This window comes from Morganella sp. Je.2.23, from assembly GCF_051129855.1.
Taxonomy (GTDB): Bacteria; Pseudomonadota; Gammaproteobacteria; order Enterobacterales; family Enterobacteriaceae; genus Morganella; species Morganella sibonii.
In genome coordinates, this window is sequence record NZ_JBCPSQ010000001.1 from 1,959,622 (window position 1) to 1,979,482 (window position 19,861).

The 19,861-nt window shown below is 46.7% G+C and carries 22 protein-coding genes and 1 tRNA gene; 9 read left to right on the forward strand and 14 right to left on the reverse strand.

Features of this window, described 5'->3' with window-relative positions:
* Positions 1-91: 91 nt before the first annotated feature.
* Entirely contained in the window at positions 92-382 is a 291-nt protein-coding gene (locus AAZR23_RS09810; protein ID WP_107680040.1) for a putative quinol monooxygenase, read from the forward strand.
* A gap of 33 nt (positions 383-415) precedes the next feature.
* On the opposite strand, the gene AAZR23_RS09815 is transcribed toward AAZR23_RS09810, so the two are convergent.
* Together AAZR23_RS09815 and AAZR23_RS09820 are read right to left on the reverse strand one after the other, a co-directional pair.
* A complete protein-coding gene (locus AAZR23_RS09815; RefSeq protein WP_434692169.1) occupies positions 416-1,051 on the reverse strand; it encodes a glutathione S-transferase family protein in 636 nt (211 codons plus the stop codon).
* Positions 1,052-1,125: 74 nt separating this feature from the next.
* Positions 1,126-2,064 (reverse strand): LysR family transcriptional regulator, encoded by a 939-nt coding sequence (locus tag AAZR23_RS09820; protein WP_434692171.1) that lies wholly within the window; start codon positions 2,062-2,064, stop codon positions 1,126-1,128.
* 144 nt (positions 2,065-2,208) lie between these two features.
* Here AAZR23_RS09820 and AAZR23_RS09825 point away from each other — a divergent pair, with 144 nt between their 5' ends.
* The 4 genes from AAZR23_RS09825 (at position 2,209) to AAZR23_RS09840 (ending at position 4,187) form a co-directional block, all read left to right on the forward strand.
* Entirely contained in the window at positions 2,209-2,661 is a 453-nt protein-coding gene (locus AAZR23_RS09825; RefSeq protein ID WP_434692173.1) for a DMT family transporter, read from the forward strand.
* A 2-nt stretch (positions 2,662-2,663) separates the two neighbouring features.
* Entirely contained in the window at positions 2,664-3,089 is a 426-nt protein-coding gene (locus AAZR23_RS09830) for a DMT family transporter (protein ID WP_434692176.1), read from the forward strand.
* A 79-nt stretch (positions 3,090-3,168) separates the two neighbouring features.
* A complete protein-coding gene (locus AAZR23_RS09835; RefSeq protein ID WP_107680026.1) occupies positions 3,169-3,477 on the forward strand; it encodes an antibiotic biosynthesis monooxygenase family protein in 309 nt (102 codons plus the stop codon).
* Positions 3,478-3,491: 14 nt separating this feature from the next.
* The gene (locus AAZR23_RS09840; RefSeq protein ID WP_218426476.1) at positions 3,492-4,187 is read left to right on the forward strand and encodes an ArsR/SmtB family transcription factor; all 696 of its coding nucleotides are present in this window, start codon (positions 3,492-3,494) and stop codon (positions 4,185-4,187) included.
* Here AAZR23_RS09840 and AAZR23_RS09845 read toward each other — a convergent pair whose 3' ends face one another.
* Positions 4,188-4,454 (reverse strand): DUF2798 domain-containing protein, encoded by a 267-nt coding sequence (locus AAZR23_RS09845; RefSeq protein WP_046894432.1) that lies wholly within the window; start codon positions 4,452-4,454, stop codon positions 4,188-4,190.
* A 302-nt stretch (positions 4,455-4,756) separates the two neighbouring features.
* Here AAZR23_RS09845 and AAZR23_RS09850 point away from each other — a divergent pair, with 302 nt between their 5' ends.
* Positions 4,757-5,632 (forward strand): cation diffusion facilitator family transporter, encoded by an 876-nt coding sequence (locus AAZR23_RS09850; RefSeq protein ID WP_166708292.1) that lies wholly within the window; start codon positions 4,757-4,759, stop codon positions 5,630-5,632.
* Positions 5,633-5,895: 263 nt separating this feature from the next.
* Here the strand turns inward: AAZR23_RS09850 and AAZR23_RS09855 are convergent, their stop codons facing one another.
* From AAZR23_RS09855 to speFL, 8 genes are all read right to left on the reverse strand, one after another.
* Positions 5,896-6,276 carry a NirD/YgiW/YdeI family stress tolerance protein gene (locus tag AAZR23_RS09855; RefSeq protein WP_046894434.1) on the reverse strand — a complete coding sequence of 127 codons (381 nt, stop codon included), beginning with the start codon at positions 6,274-6,276 and terminating at the stop codon, positions 5,896-5,898.
* Positions 6,277-6,446: 170 nt separating this feature from the next.
* Entirely contained in the window at positions 6,447-7,868 is a 1,422-nt protein-coding gene (locus AAZR23_RS09860) for a DKNYY domain-containing protein (protein ID WP_434692182.1), read from the reverse strand.
* 18 nt (positions 7,869-7,886) lie between these two features.
* Complete coding sequence (locus AAZR23_RS09865) at positions 7,887-8,210, reverse strand: YnfA family protein (RefSeq protein ID WP_166708295.1); 324 nt, start codon at positions 8,208-8,210, stop codon at positions 7,887-7,889.
* Positions 8,211-8,478: 268 nt separating this feature from the next.
* The gene (locus AAZR23_RS09870) at positions 8,479-9,603 is read right to left on the reverse strand and encodes an ABC transporter substrate-binding protein (RefSeq protein ID WP_046894438.1); all 1,125 of its coding nucleotides are present in this window, start codon (positions 9,601-9,603) and stop codon (positions 8,479-8,481) included.
* Between the two features lie 459 nt (positions 9,604-10,062).
* Positions 10,063-10,704: an acrylate utilization transcriptional regulator AcuR gene (gene acuR, locus AAZR23_RS09875; RefSeq protein WP_434692184.1), complete on the reverse strand. Its 642-nt coding sequence runs from the start codon at positions 10,702-10,704 to the stop codon at positions 10,063-10,065.
* A 122-nt stretch (positions 10,705-10,826) separates the two neighbouring features.
* Positions 10,827-12,155 carry a putrescine-ornithine antiporter gene (gene potE, locus AAZR23_RS09880; RefSeq protein ID WP_434692439.1) on the reverse strand — a complete coding sequence of 443 codons (1,329 nt, stop codon included), beginning with the start codon at positions 12,153-12,155 and terminating at the stop codon, positions 10,827-10,829.
* Positions 12,156-12,218: 63 nt separating this feature from the next.
* Positions 12,219-14,381 carry an ornithine decarboxylase SpeF gene (speF, locus tag AAZR23_RS09885; RefSeq protein ID WP_434692186.1) on the reverse strand — a complete coding sequence of 721 codons (2,163 nt, stop codon included), beginning with the start codon at positions 14,379-14,381 and terminating at the stop codon, positions 12,219-12,221.
* A gap of 378 nt (positions 14,382-14,759) precedes the next feature.
* Positions 14,760-14,867 carry a leader peptide SpeFL gene (speFL, locus tag AAZR23_RS09890; protein WP_107678959.1) on the reverse strand — a complete coding sequence of 36 codons (108 nt, stop codon included), beginning with the start codon at positions 14,865-14,867 and terminating at the stop codon, positions 14,760-14,762.
* Positions 14,868-15,382: 515 nt separating this feature from the next.
* Between speFL and AAZR23_RS09895 the strand changes: the two genes are divergently transcribed.
* Entirely contained in the window at positions 15,383-15,553 is a 171-nt protein-coding gene (locus AAZR23_RS09895) for a hypothetical protein (protein ID WP_434692188.1), read from the forward strand.
* Here AAZR23_RS09895 and AAZR23_RS09900 read toward each other — a convergent pair.
* Positions 15,536-16,042 carry a tetratricopeptide repeat protein gene (locus AAZR23_RS09900; RefSeq protein WP_434692191.1) on the reverse strand — a complete coding sequence of 169 codons (507 nt, stop codon included), beginning with the start codon at positions 16,040-16,042 and terminating at the stop codon, positions 15,536-15,538. The two genes, AAZR23_RS09895 and AAZR23_RS09900, sit on opposite strands and share 18 nt — an antisense overlap.
* Before the next feature lie 600 nt (positions 16,043-16,642).
* On the opposite strand from AAZR23_RS09900, the gene AAZR23_RS09905 reads away from it, so the two are divergent.
* Entirely contained in the window at positions 16,643-17,494 is an 852-nt protein-coding gene (locus tag AAZR23_RS09905; RefSeq protein ID WP_218426481.1) for an aldo/keto reductase, read from the forward strand.
* Positions 17,495-17,519: 25 nt separating this feature from the next.
* Complete coding sequence (locus tag AAZR23_RS09910) at positions 17,520-18,509, forward strand: aldo/keto reductase (protein WP_434692194.1); 990 nt, start codon at positions 17,520-17,522, stop codon at positions 18,507-18,509.
* Between the two features lie 34 nt (positions 18,510-18,543).
* Here the strand turns inward: AAZR23_RS09910 and AAZR23_RS09915 are convergent, their stop codons facing one another.
* Positions 18,544-19,437, reverse strand: coding sequence for a LysR family transcriptional regulator (locus AAZR23_RS09915; RefSeq protein ID WP_434692196.1), 894 nt, complete (start codon positions 19,435-19,437; stop codon positions 18,544-18,546).
* 259 nt (positions 19,438-19,696) lie between these two features.
* Positions 19,697-19,770 (reverse strand) — tRNA-Gly (locus AAZR23_RS09920).
* Positions 19,771-19,861 lie beyond the last annotated feature (91 nt).

A 19,861-nucleotide genomic window follows, 5' to 3' on the forward strand; every position in this document is an offset into this window, starting at 1 on the left:
TCTGGTTATCAGTCAGAATTTACACGGCTTACCGGGGAAGTCATTTGCAGATATTTCATGTTGTTTGTCCGCACCGGACAAGGAGAACGCGATGTTAAAAGTAATTGCTGAAGATTTTATGCAGCCGGATGCTGTTGAGATCCTGATGCCGATGTATGAAGAACTGGTTGCCGCCACCCGCCGTGAGCCGCTGTGTATCAGTTATGATCTGTTTGTCGATCAGAAAGACCCGGGGCATTTTATTTTTATCGAAACCTGGCCGGATCAGGCCGCGCTGGATACCCATTGCGCCAGTGAACACTTCCGCCGTCTGGTGCCCGCCATTAATCAGTATCAGCGTGCTGAACCGCGTTTTCTCCTGATGGACAGCGCCGTTAAGTAACAATCAGGGCGGATAACCCCCGCCCTTCCTGATTCAGTCGTGGTCGATTTTCGCTTCTTTCGCTGCCGCTTCACACCACTCAATGATGGCAGGATGCGCAAGGATCCGATCAATCCACGCCTGTGCCGCTGCTGAAAACGGCAGCTGATAAGTCCGTGCGCGCAGGGCCACCGGCACATAAAAAGCATCTGCCGCGCTGATATTATTCCCTGCCAGCCACGGGCCGCCGAACCGGGTTAATCCCTCACACCAGAGCTGATCCAGACGCTGACACTCTTTCTGTAATTCCGGTGTCATCTCTGCGGCCGGGCGGCTTTCTGTGGAGTTCAGCGGGCACTCGCGGCGCAGCGTGGTAAACCCGGAATGCATTTCTGCCGCGGCAGAGCGCGCCCATGCACGGGCGGTTTTTTCCGCCGGCCAGGTCTGCGGATAATCCTCCGCAATATATTCACAGATTGCCAGAGAATCCCAGACCGTGGTCTCCGCTGTCACCAGGCACGGCACCAGTCCGGACGGGGAAAAACGGATAAATTTCTCATAACTGCTGCAGCCCGGCACAAAGGTGGCCAGTTGTTCATCAAACGGGATATTCAGGGCTTTCAGTAAAAACCAGGGTCTCAGCGACCAGGAAGAGTAATTTTTATTGGCGATCCATAATTGCAGAGACATATAACCCCTCTCAGTGAGATTAAAATAAATGATATAAACAGCAGGCTGATTACCTTACCCAATGTAGCCGGTTTTTATTCCGCTGCCTTAAAAAAGGATAGATCCTGTTCATATTCTTTCTGATAGTGCCCTTCCGTACCCAGTTCATCCTGCAAAAACTGTAAAAATGCGGAGACTTTTTTCGGCAGATAATCACGATCCGGATAAACCGCATAGATATGATGCAACGGCAGCGGGTATTCAGGTAACAGCGGCATCAGACGCCCGGCGCGGAGATCCGGTGCCGCGATAAACTGCGGCAGCTGACAAATCCCCGTTCCCTGTAACACCGCCTGATGCAGTGCCAGACTGTTGTTGGCCCGCAGTGTGCCCTGCGGAACAAAACGCACCATCTCTCCCCTGTGCAGAAACGTCCACGACTGTCCGGCCTGAAAATAGCTGTAAAACAGGCAGTTATGCGACTTCAGCTCCGTCAGATTCAGAGGTGTGCCGTGCTGTGCCAGATACGCGGGAGACGCGCACAACACACTGCGGCAGGGCGATAACACCCTGGCAATCAGAGAGGAGTCCTGCAATTCCCCGATCCGGACAGCCAAATCAAACCCTTCCCCGACCAGATCCGTCAGTTTGTCATCAAACACCATTTCCGCCTGCAATGACGGCCAGCGCTGTAAAAAAGCAGGCATAATTTTTGCCAGATGCAGACTGCCGAACACCGCCGGGGCACTGATTTTCAGTGTGCCGTCAACTTCACGGCTGTAATGCGACAACGCATCCTGTCCATCCAGCACAGCCTGATGGGCTTTTTTCAGATAGGTGTAATAAAGCTGCCCGGCTTCTGTCAGCTGTAAATGGCGTGTGGTGCGGGTAACCAGACGGATGCCGGTTTGTGTTTCCAGCGCTGCCAGCTTTTTACTGACCGCCGATTTGGTCATGTGCAGATAGTCCGCCGCCTTTGTCAGACTTCCCTGCTCTGTAATTGCGATGAACACCGGTAAAAGCGAAAAATCCATAGATGCGCCTTATTTGTCAACCTGCAGGAAACTCTGTTTTTCTCTTTATAGCGTTTATTACAATCACCGGCAATCTTTATACTTTGTTTGTCCGCAATAATGTGAAAGATAACAATTTGAAAAATAACGATGCGAAAAATAACGATGAAAAAAGAGATTTTGTTACCGCTGATTGCTTTACTTTCCGGGGTATTACTCACTCTGATGATTATGAGCAACAGCTATTTATCCACCTTTACCTCTCCGTTACACGCCTCCTGGCTGACACACGGTACCGGCGCGGTTGTTGCCCTGATAATCTGGCTGACAGTGAAAACACACCTGCCGCAGCGCCGCACCGGCAAAAAAATTCCGTTGTGGTGCTATCTCGGCGGGATACCCGGTGCGTTTACCGTCCTGCTGGCGGCGATCACTGTTAACAGCCCGCTGTCACTCTCCGGTTCGATTGTGCTGATGCTTGCCGGACAGATAGTTACCGGCCTGATTATCGACCATTTCGGCCTGATGGGACTGGCACAGCGCAAAGTGACCGGCCGTGACGGGCTGACACTGCTGCTGTTATTCAGCGGCTGTATTCTGATCATTGCAGGAAAATAATCATGTTACTGTTTTATATTACTATCGCGCTGACAAATGGCATTTGTATTATTTTCAGCCGCAGTATCAACGGCAGATTATCTCAGAGCAGTAATGCGTTTTATGCTTCACTGGTTAATCATGTCGCCGGATTTATCTTCCTGAGTGTGGTTGTGTTATTTTACCTGCCGCAGTTCCCCGTCACGCTGAACAGCATTCCGCTGATCGCATTTAGCGGCGGCATTATCGGCGCCTGTTTTGTGGTGATAAACAGTTATATCCTGCCGCTGCTCGGCGCTGCACTGACCACCATTCTGGCTATCGGCGGTCAGGTATTATCCGGTTTTATTATCGATATTATACAGCACGGCATGCCGTCACATCTGGTGATGCAGATAACCGGCGTGATCTTAATTTTGCTGGCTATCGGTGTCCGCTACCGGCCATAATTTTTCATATTTCGTTGTTCAGCGAAGTGTTTTTTCTGTGCTTCCGTTATGATTATCCTCAACACATAAGGAGGCACTCATGTTTGCCGTTATTTTTGAAGTCAGTATGCCGGAAGATAAGCAATCCCGTTACCTGGATATTGCCGCCGGGCTGCGCCCGCTGCTCAGTGACGCAGAGGGCTTTATCTCCATTGAACGCTTTGCCAGCCTGAGTACACCGGGCAAATTATTGTCGCTCTCATTATGGGAAGATGAAGCCTCTCTGCTGAAGTGGAAACAAAACCTGCAACACCGGCAGGCACAGGAAGAAGGCAAAGCGGATATTTTCTCATTTTACCGAATACGTATTGCTGAAATCAGCCGTGAATATGAGTTCGGGCAGGAATAATCTGCGGAGGTGATATGTCAGAAGAACACATTCCGGAATTAGAAACCGCTCTCGCCGGTGTGGCAGCCGCCCTTGCCGATCCGTCCCGTATCCGCATGCTCTGCGCCCTGATGGATGGCCGGGCCCGGACCGCAACTGAACTGAGTATTGCCGCAGATATCAGTGCGTCAACGGCCAGCGCGCATCTGACAAAACTGGTCACCGGAAAATTGATCATCTGTATACCGCAGGGGCGTCACCGCTATTATCAGCTTGCCGGATTAAACGTGGCTGAATTCATCGAAAAAATGATGAATCTTACCGGGATTCCGGTGACAGCCGCTATCCGCAAGTCCTCTGCACCGGTACATTTACGGCAGGCCAGAACCTGTTATGACCATCTGGCCGGCGAAACTGCTGTTGCTGTATATGATGCGATGCAGGAAAAAGGCTGGATAACCGCTGACGGAACCGCACTGACAGCATCAGGTGAATCCGCGCTGATAACACTTGGTCTGCCGCCCGCACACACCGTGAAACGGGTTTTCTGCTGCGGCTGTCTGGACTGGAGTGAACGCCGGTTTCACCTCGGCGGCTATCTGGGCGCCGCCCTTTTCACACATTGTGAACAACAGGGCTGGCTGACCCGCACACCGGGCTATCGTGAAGTGACGATCACCGGAAAAGGAAAAAAACAATTCCGGCAATGGCTGGGGATTCAGATTTTGTAATTATGAGCTTCTGACCAGTAACAGCGATAATTTACGGGCAAACGGCAGAACAAATAATACTGTCGGAAATGCAATGGCCCAGGATATACCCCATGATGTCAGCCACGGGGAAACCAGTTGCCAGGAAAAACCCAGCGCTTTGACCGTACTGATAAAAGAGACAATACCGCTCATCACCAACGATAAGAAAAAAGGAACCAGAAAGATTAACGCACGCTGAGGCAGCTTAGGGAAACCTAAAATATAATTTTTGTCCTGAAAAGACATAGATGACTCCGTATAGTGACGACACAACAACACATAACCGTTGTAATGTACAAAGTTACATGCGTTGATTAACGTAAACGCTTACGGGTCAGAGAATTGACCGTTGATGGCGCTATTCTATGAATCTGAATGCATTTGTCAAATGCAATTTATTCTCAATACCGCAATATTTTTTTAAATCCTGATAATTCAAAAAATAATCAGCATAATAGCATCGTGATTTCCCGCCCGGAACCGGTTCCCCTTTCGTATTATTCTGTAATAAGTCAGACAGGAAGACAAAAATCATAAGGAAAAACCCCATGAGTGAAAAACATGAGCACGGTAATATAAAATCACTGCCGGAATCACGATTACTTATTGCATTTGCATTAACATTTTCTTTTATGCTGGTGGAATTTATTGGCGGTTATCTTACCGGCAGCCTCGCCCTTATTTCAGATGCCATGCATATGATGACAGATGCATTCGCTCTGTTACTGGCACTGATTGCCATCCGTGCAGGAAAAAAAGCCGCTGATTATCTCAAAACATACGGTTATGTCCGTTTTGAAATTCTTGCCGCGATGATGAATGCCCTTATTTTACTGGCCGTCGCATTCTACGTATTATATGAAGCCTACCGCAGATTCTCCGCAACCCCGGATATTCAGTCTGTCGGTATGCTGATTATTGCCACTGCCGGTCTGATCATTAATCTGATTGCCATGCAGCTTCTGAAAAACAGCAAAGAAGAGAGTCTGAATGTTAAAGGCGCCTATCTTGAAGTCTGGGCAGATATGCTGGGCTCAGTCGGCGTTATTGCCGGTGCGGTCATTATCTGGCTGACAGGCTGGTTAATCGTCGATTCTGTTATTGCCGTCTTTATCGGCTTTATGGTTTTTCCGAGAACCTGGATTCTGTTAAAATCCTGTATCAATATATTATTACAGGGTACACCGGAGAATATCAGTATCAATGATATTATTAATGAGATAAACAGTAATGAGGATATCGCCGGGGCTCATAATGTCCATTTGTGGGCATTAACACAGAGCCATTATGTATTAACTGCTCATATAATATATAAGGCTGGCGCTGACCATAATAAAATCCGGAAATCATTAACAGATACTATTCATGAAAAATATGATATTGATAATATTACCTTTCAGATGGAACAGGAAAAGCCGGAGTAAAGTTACTCCGGTTATCTAAAAATACGCCAGAACACTGCTGATACTGTCAGCTATCTGAGAAATGGTACCGGATTGTGAAACGATCCGGTTATAAAACTGAAAAAGTACATCACGATAAACAAAAGCAATAGCAATAGCAATTACAGCAAGAAAAAATGTATATCTGAGTAAGTTTGTCAGTAGTTTCATTACGCTTATCCTTTTCGTAATGTTATTGTTATCCGGGTTAAGGCTGTGAACAACACAGCCTTAACCGGTTTCAGTTATTCTGCCAACGATACACGTTCTGCATTAATCTCATGCTGAATCAGATGATTATCAACACGCCCCTCAACACGTATTTTAGTTTCAGGAGAAACATTGATTCCGTTCCATTTTTCGTTATCTATTTTTACACGGGTAATACCGGAGTCATCTTTAAACTCATACAGATTGTGGCTGATATTCCTGATAATAAAACCTTCGATAATCACTCTGCTGTCATCCGGCTGATTATTTGCATTTGAAACGCTGACAACCTGTGCCGCCTGTGAAGCAAACCCGCCACCTGCTGACTGATTGTTATGATTCACGTTTGCCAATACGTTAGCTGATAAACCAAATACCGCGCCGCCAAGCAATCCTGCTAATAATAACTTTTTCATAATCCCTCCGGGAATATCGTATTAAATGGATAAAGTTACTTTTGGTGGTTAATTTTAACGGGTACTTTTGTATCTGATTAAAGTATAAGTATGGAGTTAACTCCAGAGTCAATATTATCCGGTTGTATTTACTCAACTATACAGATTGCACGGAAATACATAAATGCGGATTAATCATCTCCGGAAAAATTCAGGAAACTGAACATGCTCTCTTTATAACGCGTGGTAGCTTTCAGAATTTCTGTACCGGAAACGTCCTGCAAACGTCCGTCATGAGCCATTTTCCGGAGTTCGTCAAACCGGAGGTCATCACTCAGTAACGCGCGGGCGGTTATCTCATCCGGAATGAGATAAATCGGCCCCCGCATAAGCTGTGACGCACCCAGACGATCAAAATAATAATATTGCCCGCCCTTTTGCCAGACCTCTCCGTAATGATGAAACGTAACATCGCCGATTTTTACCCAGTTGCCGGTCATATTATCGTTAAGCCGGCGGAGAACCGTACTGCGGGAAATCAGTCCCGGCGATTTCCTGTCGCCCCATTGTTCCGCACCCTGCAAATACCGGGTTTCATTACCGCAGGTAAAAATCAGCGGTGATATTTCCTGACAGCTTTCCTGCAATGACGGATTATCGCCCGCACGGCGGATTTTCTCTTTTTTCCGGTCGTAAAAATAAACGCCCTGCGCGGATAAAAACAGCCCCTGATTAACATGCTGACCATAAAAACTGATCACTTTATAAGGCGCATATTCCGGCGGAAATACCTGATTATTGATGGCCACCTGGCCGGTTTGCGGATCAAATAAATAGGCCTCCTGAAATAAATTGCCGAGGTAAAAGCCATACAGCGATTCTGTATCTTTCAGCGGCAATAAATGGTGCTGATAATAAACATATTCTCCGTCGTGATAAAATACCCGGCTCTGACGCACTGATTTATCATCCTGCCGGACATCCGCGGGGCGTATTGTCGCCGGGTTTGCCTCCGGCATTAATTTACCCTCAAAGAAAATCTCTTCTCCGTTACTGATAAGACCGGAGTCCGGTAATATCCGGTAAGGCGTGGCTGACGGCGGCAACGGCTGCTGCGGATAATAATACGTCTGCGGTTTATCACTCAGTCCCCAGCCGTAACGCCATTCCTGATACAATTCCTGCAGGCCGGACAGTTCATTATTTATCCGGGTATAAGGGGCACAGAAAACCGTATTTTTGCCATCCGTAAAATAAGCATTACCGATAGTGACGGCGGTCTGAGGATTAAAATCCGGGACGGGAAGATTACCGCACCATGCGTGATTTTTATCCGCTGCAAATTGCCGGCCATTGTAGTTGTTATCATCAGGCAGCAATCTGAAACTGTCCGGGTCCGCATCCGGCATTAAAAAATACCCGTCAGACGGAACTGCGGCATAGACATGGCCGTCATACAATGTAAATACAGAATTTCCGAACTGTTTGCCGTCGCGGTCAATATCGTAATACGGTGTTTTATTCGCGGCCAGAATAACCCCGGAGATAAACAGGACAGAAGCCGGCATAATGCCGGACATCAATACAATGATAACCGTTTTGCTGACTTTCATATTTCTCCGGCCATTTCCTCACCGCCATCCGCTGATAATAATCCCCGCCCCGGCAAGAACGACGGCTGCACCTGTCCAGTCTGATACTGACAGCGATACACCATCAACCACCCTCAGCCATATCAGTGCCGTCACCACATAGATTCCGCCATACGAGGCATAAATTCTGCCGCTGGATTCCGGATGCAATGTCAGCAGCCAGACAAATACAACCAGACTGGCAGCAGCAGGAAGTAATAACCATACACTCCCCTGTTTTTTTAACCATAAATACGGAAAGTAACAACCGGCAATTTCAGCCAGTGCGGTCAGAACAAAAAGGCCGATAATTTTTAATGTCATGCAGTTTTCTCCGTCACAATCCGGCCAGTATACCGGTATATCTGTGCAAATTCCTGTTATCCGCAAAGAGATAACATTTTTATATCGGCGGCTGATGATATCAGCTGAATTCTGCTGTGTATTTTATATCCATCATCAGGAAGATAAATACGCCCTGTATTACCTTACTTATTTTTATTATTTATGAACATCATCAAAATACAGACTGACAGAGAAAATAAAAGCCCTTAATCCTGAATTAAGAGCTTAATATAGCTATCACCGGCAATTACTCAGACTTAGCGGCCCACGTTGCCTGATGAACCGGTATCGTAGTAAACCGGGTGATAATCTGATTGTATGTCTCATCAGGATTTAAGGACGGGAATTGTTCAGGATAAATAAATTTAGCCAAAAACTCTAATCCCACAATATTATACGGGTGATTATAGAAATTATGATAAATACCATATAACTGATTATTTTCCACTGCAGTAATCTGACTGAATCCAACCCGGTCTTTTAATCGTTCAAACCCGCTGCTGACTTCTTCCTTTGTCACATCGTATCCAAATGGGGCTGCTATGCTGTTTTTATTTTTCCAGCGACCGCCTGTCACAATAAATATATCCGGTTCTTCACTAATGACTTTTTCTAACGAAATTTCGCCTGATGCACCGGGTAAAAAATGGCTGCCGATATTGTCTCCGCCAACCGCCTGAACCATTCCGCCCCATCCTGCATTATTATGTGTAAAGCAGCAACTCCCGCCATTCGCACCGGCTTTTGCTTCAATAAATACCCGGGGCTTATTTTTAACAGATGCAGTTTTACTTTTCAGTGTATCCAGGTGGCTTTGATAAAAATCAGTGTACTCTTTAGCCTCTGATTCCTTATTCAAAGCAAGCCCCAGCAGTGAGATACTGCTTTTTGTGTTCTCTGCCGGGTTGAGGAATGTATCGACGTAAATCACCGGAATACCGGCTTCCTTCAGTTTAGCGATGACTCCCGCACCTTCCAGCGCCGGTTTTGCCCGCAATTGCGCAATCAGCACATCCGGTTTTTGTGCTATCACCTGCTCAGCATCAACTTCACCTTTGTCATTAAATCCCATATCCGGAATTTCTGAGATATCGGACTTCCATTTTTTCTCAAGCAAAAAAATCGTCTGCGGATCTGACTTTTTCAGGTTGTTATTCCACGCGACAACTCTTTTGAACGGGTTAGTTCTGTCCAGTAATGCCAGAGTCATAATATCTCTGCCATCCTGCAGAACAACACGCTTAGGTTCATGATTCAGCGTTATAGTCTGCCCATCGGTATCAGTGACTGTTACCGGGTAAGTTGTTGCGAATGAAGATACCGAAGATAACGATGTCAGCGCGGCAATAAGCAGGTGATATTTAATTTTCATTTGTGCTCTCCATACTAATAAGACATGAATGCTAACAGTTCTCATTATCATCATCAATATAAAGTAATCCCCTGTATTTTATGTGTATTTATTATGTTGTGATCGCCGCAAATAGCCCGGGGACTTCTGTACCGTTACCCCCGGCTGAGAGAGGAAATGCTGAAAGTAAGTATGGTGTAACAGAAGCAACCGGAAAACGTTAATTAGGTCTGTATCAGCCCAATGATATTGCTGTCTGCCGGAGAAAACAGACGTCAGGATGTAAAGACGGTCATTGTTCAGGATAAACGAACTTAGCTGTAACAGCTGATTTTGTAATGTTATACGGGTAATTGAGGACGTTATGATAAATGCCGTATAACCGGGTATATTCCGCAGACAGAATAACCCCGGATAAAAACAGGGCTGAAACCGGCGTTATGCCGGACAGAATAAGAAGAACACGCGTTTTCCCGGCTGTTATGTTTGATCAGCCAGTAGCTGCTTCATAAAAATTTTAATAAACAGATCGAGCGGTTCACCATTGCGGGTCAGTTTGGCACGCATGACCGCCCCTTCCCAGCCCGCCCAGAAAAAGGCAGCCATCTGCCTGCAGTCAGTATTTCCGGAAATAAGATTTTGCGCCTGCGCTTCCAGCAGACAATTCTCCACTTTTTTTTGCCAGCCGGTAATAATGTCATTGAGTAATTCACAATACCCGGCCGGCAGACTGATCACTTCCTGCCCGAGATTGCCGATCAGACACCCGCGCTGCCAGTGATATTTTTCCATTCCGGACTTAGTGATACTGCAAAATGTCAGTAATCTTTCCGGTGGCGGCAATGTGGTATCAGACAGACATTTATCCAGCAGATGAGAAAAACAGTCGTCATAATGACGTATCACTTTCAGACCAAAATTTTCTTTACTGCCAAAGTAATAATAAAAAGATCCCTTCGGAACACCGGCTTTTGTTAATATTCCGCTGATATCCGACGTCATATATCCTGTTTCGGTAAACACCTCCGTACCGCTGCGGATCAGTATTTCTTTTACATCAGTACCTGCATCATGGTTTTTCGGCGGTCGTCCCCGTTTCGGTTTTGTCATTATTGCTGTCATTACGTTTTATCCCTGTTATGCGGAATAGACAGATTGCTGTCCGTATACATTCCGGTTGTTTCGCTGCAGGAAAAAATCCTCCCGCCGTAACTGCACGGGAGGAACCCACCGGAGAGTGTTCGTTATTTCATCATTACGTCCTGGTTTTGTTTCATTTCAAACCGCGGGGAAACAAAACCATACAGTGTCCAGCCGAGGAAGGTGGCAAGCGCCCCCCACATCACAGCATCTTCACCGGATGAATACAGCGCATAGAAACTATAAACAGCACCGATAAATGCAATCACATTGCCTGTCCGTGCTTTCTTAGGATCCACATTGGCGACCTTCTGCAGAATAATCATGGCAGCCATGGAAAGGATATAAGGGATAATATTGGTAACAACCGCCAGGTTAACCAGCACATTGAACTGTTTATTCAGTGACGGGCTGATGGTCATCAGCGACAGTGCAGACTGAATAATAACAATAACCAGCATACCTTTTACCGGGGCATCCGCTTTGGTAACAGCAGAAAAGATTTTCGGAAAATAGCCGGAATCAGATGATGATTTAAATACCTGCGCAATGGTGAACTGCCAGCCTAATAATGAACCGCAGCAGGACATAATCATCAGCGCCATAACAACTTTACCCACACCCGGCGTAAACATTTGTGAGAATGCCAGGCCAAACGGCGCAGTCGAGTTTGCCAGATCCATATTCGGTACAATACCGGCGATAACGTTTGTTGATACGATATAAATAACCGCGGCGCCTAATGTTCCGCCCAATACCACAATCGGCACATTTTTCTCAGGGTTATCAACCGCCTCACTGTTAGCACACGCTGATTCCATCCCTAAAAATGCCCATAATGTCATCGCAATAGAGGAACCGACCGCCTCAAAAAGCGGAAAATTATGCGGGTTCCAGGAATTAACATACAGTTCAGGACTGAACCACCACCAGCCAATAACCGAAATACCAACAACCGGAATAATTACCCCCCAGACAGTCACACTGCTGATCCGCCCCGTGATCCGTGCACCGCCGAAGTTTGCCACCGTACAAATCCACAACACAACAATTGTGGCAATACAGATACCCAGCGGCGTCATCGCCGCATCCATCAGTTCAGCACCATAACCGACGGCTGAAATCGCGATCGCAACGTTTGCAATCAGCAGAGAAACACCATAGGTATAATTCGCCATAAAGTTACCGGATTTACCGAATGCGTATTCCGCGTAACCACCCATCCCTCCGCTGCGGCGGCTGTACATGCCGCACTTGGCAAATGCATAAGCCAGTGCCATAGAGCCGACGGCGGTCACAACCCAGGACAGAATAGAAATCGTCCCCACTTCCGCCAGTTTTGTCGGCAGCATAATGATGCCGGACCCCATCATATTCACAGCAGTTAATATAGTGAGCTGTAATACGCTCATTTTATTTTTTGAAGCACTCATCATATTTCTCCCCGGCTGACGGAGCACGCTCATCCGCGCTCCGTCATGCACGAATTAACGAACTCAGTGTTTAATTACATAGCCGTATGCCCGCTGACGGCCATCTTCGTCACAGCGGATATACACACCCTGTAATTCCGGTGAGAATCCAGGGAAGAGGTTAATCCCCTCCTCGAGCGCCAGGAAGTATTGCTGCACAGAGCCGCCCCAGATTTCCCCCGGAACCACACACAGAACCCCCGGCGGATAAGGCAGAGCACCTTCAGCCGCAATACGGCCTTCAATCTGATCCACCGCAACCAGTTCCGCATTACCGCGCACAAACGCAATATTCGCTGCCTGCGGCAACATGCTGACCTGCGGGAAGTGTGATTTGCGGAACATCTCTTTCTGGAGTTGTTTCACATTAAACTTCACATACATATCATGCATTTCCTGACATAACTGACGGATGGTATACCCCTGATAACGGGCTTCATGCGCATGATATACAGACGGCAGCACCTCTTTCAGCGACGCATCCTGTTCCAGTAACTGCTCAAAACGGGCAATCTGAGCCACCAGATGCTGCATTTTTGCCATGCTCTCGGCAGGTGTCAGCAGGAACAGAATGGAGTTAAGATCGCATTTTTCAGGAATGATATTATTTTCACGCAGATAGTTAGCCAGAATCGTTGCCGGCACACCGAACGCTTCATAATTACCGGTTTTGGCATCAATACCCGGCGTTGTCAGCAGTAATTTGCACGGATCAACAAAGTACTGATTTTGTTCATATCCCTCAAAGGCATGCCAGCGCTCACCCGGCACAAAATTGAAGAACCGGAGATCATCGGCAATCACATCAGTATCAAAATCGCCCCACGAACGGCCATCGATAGTTTCCGGAATGAACGGGCGGATATGCTGACAGGATTTCAGCAGCAACTTACGGGTTTCAATCCCGGTTTTCACGCAATCCATCCATAAACGCTTACCCGATTTCCCTTCATGCATTTTGGCGTTCACATCCAGTGCGGCAAACAGCGGATAGAACGGGCTGGTGGAAGCATGCATCATAAAGGCATTGTTCAGACGCTTATGATTCACATAACGGCTCTGGCCTTTAATATGGCTGTCTTTTTTATGGATCTGAGATGTCTGAGAGAAACCGGCCTGTTGTTTATGGACTGATTGTGTGACCAGAATTCCGGGATCATTTTCATTCAGCTCCAGCAAAAGCGGAGAACAATCTTTCATCATCGGAATAAACTGTTCATAACCAACCCAGGCGGAATCAAATAAAATGTAGTCACATAAATGACCGATTTTATCGACAACCTGACGTGCGTTATAAATTGTCCCGTCATATGTGCCCAGCTGAATAACGGCCAGGCGGAACGGACGTTTTTCACCGGTTCGTTCAGGTGCGACTTCTTTAATTAAGCCGCGAAGATAATCTTCCTCAAAACAGTGAGCATCAATCCCGCCGATAAATCCGAACGGGTTGCGCGCCGCTTCCAGATAAACCGGTGTTGCCCCTGCCTGTATTAATGCGCCGTGGTGATTTGATTTGTGGTTGTTACGATCAAATAATACCAGGTCACCCGGCGCCAGTAAGGCATTAAGCACCACTTTATTTGAAGACGACGTACCATTAAGGACGAAATAGGTTTTATCCGCATTAAAGACTTTTGCCGCATGCTGCTGTGCCGCGCACGGCGCCCCTTCATGAATCAGCAGATCCCCCATGGAGACATCCGCGTTACATAAATCAGAACGGAATAAATTTTCACCGAAATATTCAGCAAACTGGTTACCCAGCGGGTGACGGCGGAAAAACTCCCCACCCTGATGTCCGGGACAATCAAACGCTGAATTGCCCTGCTCAACATATTTTTTCAGACTGCCGAAAAATGGCGGTAACAGACTTTCTTCATATTTCAGCGCCGCTGTTTCCAGTTGCTTACTGTATAACTCACCGTTCTTTTTATTTAAATCAATCACACCGGTTAACCGTGTAATGATATCTGCCGGAATGACTTCGTGATCACTGATTACAGCAAAAACCGGCTGTTCAAAACTGTGCTGCTCAATAAAATCCAGCTTTCCGTCGCGGATATCATCAAGTGAAATAACGATTACAGCAACATCAGTAAAATCTGTATTCAGGATATCCACACATTCCCGGTGTGTTGAAATATAGTCAGACATATCATAGCTGACAGCTATTTTATAACTTTTCATTTTCATACCTTTTATTTTTGGCAAAAAAATCCCGCTGAAATATTCAGAAAAAATATTTCAGTTATTTATTTTCATAAATGCGAGTTTGTTCCCTCAATATATTATTGAGTTAAAAAATCACATTTCTCTTTATGCCATTACGTATGTCAAAACAATGCTCAGGGCTGACGGCTTTCACTGTCTCAGCAAGGGCTTTTTTGCCGCAGCCGGAAATGACGAAAGCTGTTTACCTGCACATTGATATGCATGAAAACCAGAGTATGAATTATCAATCAGAATTCAGTATATCCTCACATAAATGCGGGATATAATGAGAAAGAGGTCGACGATCCATACGATGGCAATATGCAGACAACGTCATGGATGTCAGTAGAGGAACTACCTTTGCGCATTAAAACGATTAAAATCAAAACACGAACGATGTGAAAACATCATAAGGTGTGTGACACGTCTTATATGCGGCCAAAATCGGTTATTGTTTTCCATTTTTGCACCTGTTTAAAATTAAGACTATCTGACGAACAATTATCAATATAACCAAGTATAAATACCATACCGTGATATACATCAAAATAATAATCTTAAAAATATATTTAACCAATATTATCTGGTATGAAAATTCATTTTGTTAATACCGTGTTGTATATATTATTGACGTAAATTAAAAAATAAATACATATTTAATATAGTTACTACGTCTATATTAGAGATAATAACTAACTTTTTGATAATATAGTGATCCGGTCTATATTCATTATTTATAAGACAATAAAATACAATCACGATATATATATTTAATCAAATAGCACCAATAGTTTAATTTTAAATTAAGATGCAAAAACAGTAAATTATAGAAAATACTATTTTATGACCGGAAAACTCGTAAAATTAATAAAGTGTTATTTTTGAATAATTATTCATTAAACCGGCAATCGTCGCTGTGGTGAATCAGGTGTTGTCTGAGAGAGCGGATAGCGGGCGTGTCACTGCGGAACGGATTAATGAGGCAGGCTATCGGACCAAAGCCGGTAAAGCGCGGGACAAGGATATCTGTTCAGCACGAAGCGGCAGCGGCAGCGGCAGCGGCAGCGGCAGCGGCAGCGGCAGCGGCAGCGGCACAGTACATCAGACTCCGCAAACACAGAACACGATATTCATTTATCCTGAATTGATTTTTTTAAATTACAACCTGCAAAAGACCCTGACTCACAAGCCTTGCTATACCATTTTTTCGCTTTTAGTTTATTTTTCGGAAAAAAAGAACCACCTGTGGAATATAAATTACCAAGGCTTATTTGTGCCCTTGCATTTCCCTGATTAGCGGCCTTTTCGTACCATTTTTTTGCAAGAAAATAATTTTTATGAACACCTGTTCCTGAATAATAGAAGTCACCGGCCTGTATCTGAGCAGTTAAATTCCCCTGTATTCCGGCTTTTTCATACCAGTAAAGTGCCTGATCCGGGAACGCAAAAACGCCATCACCTTCATTATATATATCGCCGATTTTTTTTTGAGCAACCGGGTCTCCTTTTTGAGCGTCGGGGAGCAACAGGATGTATTCAGGCTTACTCCTGATTTCCGCTAACATAGCGTCATAATCAACAGCAGCGAAAGATTCAGCCGCAATAAAATAAAGAAATAACCATGTAAAAATTTTCATATTCTGTCTGTCCATCTATTTTATTCTGACCGCATATCCCCTGATATGAGCATAAACATCATGTTCCGTAAACCACTCATGCGCAGGATTTACCGGATACCCTCCTCAGGCTGAAAGCGCAGCTTAAGCGTACTGAGAAAAAGCGGGATATTCTGAAAAAGGCCGTGCGGTACTTTGCAGGAGTGAACTCATCCCCGAAGAAAAAGTTACCCGGTTGTAGTCCGGGTTACCTCAGCGCACATCGCGGTGTGGCACCGGGGGCGCAGTGTTCTGATTGCAGATGATACAGTTGCGGGCAGGCTGGTTGTACCATTTCCACAGTACAAACTGAAAGCTGAGTGAGGATACGATCTGGTTTATCGTACCGGCTCTCAGGATCCCCCTGAAGTCCGGGCTCTGAGGGATTGGCTTTCTGAAGAAATGCGTGCGCCGGAAGAATAAAATGCCAGTGAAGTTAAGGTCCGCTCCAGATACAAAGCCGGCCATAATCCCCCTCTGAATTAATGAACACATCTGATAAACCCTAGCTAATTACCCTGTCTAATCGAATAAATCATTTTACGTTATGCTTTTCCGGTACAACCGCTGAAGGATAACGTCATGCACACTGTAAAACTGAACAACGGTATTGAAATGCCCCTGCTGGGCTTTGGTGTGTTTCAGATGTCTGATGCCGCTGAATGCGAAAGAGCCGTTATTGATGCCATCGATACGGGATACCGCCTGATCGATACCGCCGCGTCTTACCAGAATGAAACCCGGGTCGGTAACGCACTGAAACATAGCGGTATCGCCCGTAACGAGCTCTTTGTAACGACCAAGCTATGGCTGCAGGATACTAACTACGAAGGCGCTAAAGCACAGTTCGAACGCTCTTTGAATCGGCTGCAACTTGACTACGTTGACCTGTATCTGATTCACCAGCCTTACGGTGATGTCCATGGGGCATGGCGTGCTATGGAAGAACTGCAACAGGCAGGAAAAATTCGCGCCATTGGCGTCAGCAACTTCCATCCAGACCGGCTGGCCGACCTTATCGCCTTCAACAAAGTGACCCCTGCGGTGAACCAGATTGAAGTTAACCCCTTCAACCAGCAGCTATATGCGGTTCCATGGAATCAAAGCCGTGGTATTCAGCCGGAGGCCTGGGCACCGTTTGCTGAAGGCAAAAATGGTCTGTTCCGGCACCCGGTGTTAACGGCGATTGGTCAGAAGTACGGCAAAAGCGCGGGTCAGGTGGTTCTGCGTTGGATCTTCCAGCGGGGCATCGTTTCACTGGCCAAATCGGTGAGAAAAGAACGTATGAAAGAGAACATCAACATTCCCGGTTTTGAACTCAGTTCTGAAGATATGCTGCAAATTACAGCACTCGATACCGCAACCAGCGCCTTCTTCTCTCACCGCGACCCGGCGATGGTGGAATGGCTGACCGGCCGCAAACTTGATGTTTAAGCCACAAAAAAGAGGTATTCATTCAATGCAAAAACGTTATCTGGGTAAATCCGGACCCGAAGTCTCCGCACTTGGACTCGGTTGTATGGGCCTCAGTCATGGCTACGGCCCGGCGACCGATACCCGTCAGGCTATCGGGCTCATTCGCGCAGCGGTTGAACGTGGCGTCACCTTCTTCGATACCGCTGAAGTGTATGGCCCCTTCCTTAATGAAGAGGTGGTCGGCGAAGCCTTAAAACCATTTCGTGACCGCGTGGTTATCGCCACTAAGTTTGGTTTTACTTTTGGCGACGACAACAAGCATCAGATTTTAAACAGCCGTCCGGAGCATATCCGTGAAGCAGTGGAAGGATCATTACGCCGCCTTAAAACTGATGTCATTGATCTGCTGTATCAACACCGTGTCGATCCGGATGTGCCCATTGAAGATGTTGCGGGAACGGTGAAAGACCTGATCGCGGAAGGCAAGGTCAAACATTTCGGTCTGTCCGAAGCGGGTGCTCAAACCATTCGTCGTGCGCATGCCGTACAACCGGTCACTGCACTGCAAAGCGAATACTCCATGTGGTGGCGCGAGCCTGAGCAGGAGATCCTGCCGTTACTGGAGGAACTGGGTATTGGTTTTGTGCCCTTCAGCCCATTAGGCAAAGGATTCCTGACGGGATCGATTAAGCCGGGAACCACTTTTGGCAAGGATGATTACCGCAGCACCGTGCCGCGCTTCGCCGGGCAGGCGATTGAAGCCAATGAAAAGCTGGTCTCATTGCTGGGTGAACTGGCGGCAGAGAAAGGCGTTACGTCTGCACAAATCGCGCTCGCATGGCTGCTGGCACAAAAGCCGTGGATTGTTCCTATCCCCGGCACTACTAAACTACACCGGCTGGAAGAAAACCTGGGGGCTGCCGACATCATCCTTTCACAGGATGATTCGCGACAGATAACCAAGGCGCTTGAAACGATTAAAATCGTCGGCGAACGTTACTCCCCTGAACATCAGGCTCGCGTGGACCGTTAGTACCCGGGCGGGTCCGCAGCGAATGGCGGACCCGTTATTCCCGGCAGCGAAGTGCATCGATCATCAGCGCAAAAGCGGGCGGATGCTGCTTACGGCTCGGGTAGTAAAGATAATATCCGGGGAAAGACGGACACCAGTCCTGCAGAACCTGAATAAGCTCTCCTGACTTTATATAATCCTGCACTCTGTCTTCGGGTATACAGGCGATGCCAAAACCGGATAACGCCGCATCAATCCTTTCAGCCTGCAGATTAAACGTGACCTGCCCTTCCACTCTGACCCGTAACGGTTTCCCATCCTTCTCAAACTCCCAGTGGTAAAGTCCTCCGGCAGTTGGCAGCCGCATATTGATACAACGGTGATTTTGTAGCTCGTGCGGAGCTTCAGGCGCGGGGTTAGCGGCAAAATAGGACGGAGCTCCCACCACTGCCATTCTCATGTCCGGCCCAATTCTTACCGCAATCATATCCTTATCCACACTTTCACCCAGGCGGATCCCGGCATCAAAACGCCCTTCAACAATATCGACAAAGCCGTTATCCACCACCAGTTCGAGATTAATTTCCGGATATTCCCTGAGGAAGGGTTTTAGCTTCGGCCATACCAGGGTTCGCGCGGCATGCTCCCCGGCAGATAAACGGATATTGCCGGAGGCGGTGCCGTTCAGCTGAATAAGCGATTCCAGCTCCTGCTCAAGATCAGCAATACGCGGTTCAAGGCAGGCAATAATTCGCTCACCGGCCTCTGTAGGGGCTACGCTTCGGGTCGTGCGGGTCAGAAGGCGGATATTCAGCCTTTCCTCCAGGGCCTTCACTGCATGGCTGAGTGCAGACTGAGAAACGCCCAGTTTACCCGCTGCTTTGGTAAAACTTCGTTCCCTCGCTACCACAAGAAAAATTTGCAGTTCGTTGAAGTTTTCTTTCAGCATCAGCGATTTCCTTATGGAGACATTCCCTTCAGCACGTGCTCATAAAGGGTATTTATAGACGCAATCATTTTAGCTCCATTACTGACAAATTTGCAGGGCTTCTCTTTCGGCTTTACAGTTTCAGCCTGACGAGCAGTTAACTTCATTGGGAGTACCTCTCAGCAAGGGGTACAATTGAGTTCAACAAACTAACAGATTGCTATAACTGCTGATTTATCAAGGGGAAATTGAGTTTGGCAGACTTCAGGAGACTTGAGTCTGGAGCGGGCGAAGGGAATCGAACCCTCGTATAGAGCTTGGGAAGCTCTCGTTCTGCCATTGAACTACGCCCGCATCAGGATGTGTGAGATTATACGCCGGTCAGCTTGTATATCAAGAGGATAGTGAAAAAAAAGCCCCACAATCTTGTGAGGCTCCGTATTCA